The following is a 3,687-nucleotide window of genomic DNA, read 5'->3' as shown; positions in this document are numbered from 1 at the left end:
AAATGTGGATCCTGCGCAAAATCATGCATCCAATGGGCGAAGTTGAAGCCATGGAGTTCTTGATTGACCGTCTGCAGATGACCAAAACCAATGACGAATTCTTCGAATCGATGAAACGTCAACGCAACAGCTAAGCGGCGTATGAAATATCAAGATTTGCGTGATTTCATCGCGCTCCTGGAGGAGCGCGGTGAACTTAAACGCATCCAACAAGAAATCGACCCCTACCTCGAAATTACCGAAATATCAGACCGCACCTTAAAAGCCGAAGGCCCTGCCTTATTGTTTGAAAACGTGAAAGGCCACGATATGCCGGTATTAGCTAACCTGTTTGGTACGCCAGAGCGGGTGGCTTTAGGTATGGGGCAGGAGTCGGTGACCGCTTTACGGGATGTCGGTAAGTTACTGGCGTTTTTAAAAGAGCCGGAGCCACCTAAAGGCTTTCGTGACGCACTGAATTTACTGCCTAAGTACAAAAAAGTGCTGAGTATGTCGCCGAAAAGCATTAAAAAGGCGCCGTGTCAGCAAGTGATCATGAGTGGCGATGGCGTTGACTTAACTAAGTTGCCGATTCAGCATTGTTGGCCGGGCGATGTAGCGCCGTTAGTGACCTGGGGGCTTACGGTAACTCGTGGTCCGCATAAAGAGCGCCAGAACTTAGGCATTTATCGCCAGCAACTTTTGGGGCCGAATAAGCTTATTATGCGCTGGTTGTCGCATCGCGGCGGCGCGTTGGATTTCCAGGAGTGGTGTCAGCAGCATCCGGGTGAAAAATTCCCTGTGTCGGTAGCCTTAGGTGCTGATCCTGCGACCATTTTAGGTGCAGTAACACCGGTGCCGGACAGCTTGTCTGAATATGCTTTTGCCGGGCTGCTGCGCGACAGCAAAACCGAAGTGACGCAATGCATCAGTAATGAACTACAAGTACCGGCGCATGCAGAAATCATTCTTGAAGGTTACATCGAGCCGGGCGAAATGGCGCCGGAAGGGCCTTATGGCGACCATACCGGGTATTACAACGAAGTGGATGAGTTCCCGGTATTCACCGTGACTCATGTGACTCATCGTAAAGACCCAATTTATCACAGCACTTATACCGGACGTCCGCCGGACGAACCTGCCGTGCTGGGCGTTGCTTTAAATGAAGTTTTTATTCCGTTGCTGCAAAAACAGTTTCCTGAAATTGTCGATTTTTATTTGCCACCGGAAGGCTGTTCGTACCGTTTAGCCGTAGTCACTATGAAGAAGCAGTACCCGGGTCACGCCAAGCGCGTGATGATGGGGGTCTGGTCGTTCCTTCGTCAGTTTATGTACACCAAGTTTGTGATTGTGTGCGACGACGATGTGAATGCGCGAGACTGGAAAGATGTGATTTGGGCCATGACGACCCGAATGGATCCGGCACGCGACACTACCTTGGTTGAAAACACGCCAATTGATTACCTCGACTTTGCCTCTCCGGTGTCTGGTCTTGGATCAAAAATGGGTATGGATGCAACCAATAAGTGGCAAGGCGAAACTGACCGCGAATGGGGCGAGCCTATCGTCATGAGTGACGATGTTAAGCAACGTGTCGACCAGCTTTGGGACGAACTGAACATTATGGAGTCGTGAATGAGTCAACAAATGACCTGTAAAGCCGATATTTCGCGCCAGTTAGCAGACGCTGTTTGGGAAGTGCGTTTGCAACTGCCGCAACCGGTTGAATTTAAAGCAGGCCAATATCTGATGGTAGTCATGGGTGAAAGAGACAAACGGCCTTTTAGCATTGCTTCATGTCCTTCAGATAAAAGTGAGTGGTTACTTCATGTTGGTGCTACGCCGGATAACAGCTACGCAATGGAAGTTTTGGATAAAGTGCGCGCCGACGGGGAACTAGAGATTGATGCACCGGATGGTAGTGCCTTTTATCGTCAGGAAAGTACCCAGCCTGCGGTTTTAATTGCCGGTGGTACAGGGTTTTCTTATGCTTACTCTATTTTGCAGCAGCATTTACGCTTGTCACCAGAGCGATCACTAAGCCTTTATTGGGGGGCAAAAAGCCTAAGCGACCTGTATTTGCATGACAAGCTGGAGAGCCTGGCGGAGCAGTACGAGAATTTCGATTACCATCCGGTGGTTGAAGACGCTTCGGGTGACTGGCCTTATTCAATTGGCTTAGTACATCATGCGGTTATGGCGAGACAGAAAAACTTGTCGGACTGTGAAGTTTACATGGCTGGACGCTTTGAGATGGTGCGCGTTATCCGCGACGATTTTGTGGCTAAAGGCGTGCCGTTAGATAATCTTTACGGCGATGCTTTGTCCTTCATTTAATTCTACAGAAAGTAAATTTGTTTAACGAATAAGCTGCGTTATACTGACGCCGCTTTACCAAGGGGTGCCGGCAACGGCTGAGATGCATTAGCGAACCCTTAAAACCTGATCCGGTTAATACTGGCGTAGGGATGGTAGAAAACCCGTCTAATACAGCCTTACCGGATCGTTTCTGACTTTGTTTTGAGGAAATGATCCATGAAAATAATCCATTCATACCTGGCAGCCAGCATAACTACTGCGCTATTCACGTCACCTGTATTTGCTGATGTTGCAGAAGACACTCAAGATACGCAAGACATAGAAATTATTGAAGTGAGTGGTGACTTTCACCGCCGTACCTTAAATGAAACCACCAGCAGTGTTTCTATTATTGATAAAGACGCCATGCAGCAGCGTCACTCTCAGCATTTACAGGACACTCTGAATAGCTTCGCTAACGTAAACTTCTCAGGTGGTACCTCCACGGCTCGTTTCATTCAAATCCGTGGTATTGGCGAGCGTTCTCAGTTTGTTGATCCGGTGACACCGTCTGTCGGCTTATTGATTGATGGCATTGATTACAGCGGACTAGGCAGTGCCGCATCGCTTTTCGATATTAATCAGGTCGAAGTTTTCCGTGGTCCGCAAAGTGGTCGCTTTGGAGTGAATGCGATGGCCGGCTTATTGTTGCTTGATAGCACGGCACCGAGCAGCGATTTCAACGGTGAGTTTCAGTTATCGGCGGGAAATTATTCTGAAGCCATGGGTGGTTTAGCCATGGGCGGTAGCCTGGGGGCATTAGGTAACGCGCGTTTCTCAGTCAGCCAGTTTCAGCAAGACGGATATATGGAAAATACTTACCTGGATAAGGAAGACACTGAACAGCGCGATGAGTTAAGTGCCCGCTTACTGCTCGATACTGAGCTTAGCAAAGACTGGTTGCTGCAGACGGTTCTGCACTATAACGATGTTGATAATGGTTACGACGCTTTCAGTCTGGATAACACGCGCGAGACTCTGTCTGATGAGCCGGGTTTTGACCGTTTAGAAAGTCAGGCGCTGCGTTTGCAGTTGAGTTACCTGGGCTTTGATAACAGCCGACTGGAAATGTCCGTTAACCAGCTAGATGCCGACACGGGTTATGCCTACGATGAAGACTGGACTTACGAAGGTATCGCTCCGGGCTGGGAGTATTCTTCTTTTGACGCGTACTTCCGTGAACGTGACGACAAAACAGCCGAAGTTCGCTGGCTTTCAGATGATCCTGAAGCTCTTTTTGGCATTGACAGTGAATGGGTCCTGGGCCTGTATTACTACGATAAGTCGGTACAGTTAACCCGCGATTACTTTAATTGGGACTTAGGCGTGCCGGCCATTTTTGAAAGCGAT

Annotated in this window: 3 protein-coding genes, 1 pseudogene and 1 riboswitch; all 4 genes and pseudogenes read left to right on the top strand. The window is 48.8% G+C overall.

Annotation, left to right across the window (positions count from 1 at the left end; genetic code table 11):
* A pseudogene (rho, locus tag B3180_RS10720) lies at nucleotides 1-134 on the top strand (transcription termination factor Rho); the annotation flags it as partial.
* Between the two features lie 7 nt (nucleotides 135-141).
* On the top strand, nucleotides 142-1,614 hold the full coding sequence (gene ubiD / locus B3180_RS10715) for a 4-hydroxy-3-polyprenylbenzoate decarboxylase (protein WP_278358874.1): 1,473 nt from the start codon (nucleotides 142-144) through the stop codon (nucleotides 1,612-1,614).
* Nucleotides 1,615-2,316 (top strand): NAD(P)H-flavin reductase, encoded by a 702-nt coding sequence (gene fre, locus B3180_RS10710; protein WP_278358873.1) that lies wholly within the window; start codon nucleotides 1,615-1,617, stop codon nucleotides 2,314-2,316.
* A 50-nt stretch (nucleotides 2,317-2,366) separates the two neighbouring features.
* A riboswitch (TPP riboswitch) is annotated at nucleotides 2,367-2,465 on the top strand.
* Nucleotides 2,466-2,514: 49 nt separating this feature from the next.
* On the top strand, nucleotides 2,515-3,687 hold a 1,173-nt coding region (locus B3180_RS10705; protein WP_286844424.1), incomplete at its 3' end, for a TonB-dependent receptor.

This window comes from Idiomarina sp. UBA4206 (assembly GCF_002383015.1).
In the GTDB taxonomy this organism is placed as follows: Bacteria; Pseudomonadota; Gammaproteobacteria; order Enterobacterales; family Alteromonadaceae; genus Idiomarina; species Idiomarina abyssalis.
This window is presented reverse-complemented; position numbering and strand designations above follow the sequence as displayed.

Excerpts from the sequence above, each read along its gene's own strand:
- fre (WP_278358873.1), top strand. The coding sequence starts at position 1,615 with ATGAGTCAACAAATGACCTGTAAAGCCGATATTTCGCGCCAGTTAGCA.
- ubiD (WP_278358874.1), top strand. The coding sequence starts at position 142 with ATGAAATATCAAGATTTGCGTGATTTCATCGCGCTCCTGGAGGAGCGC.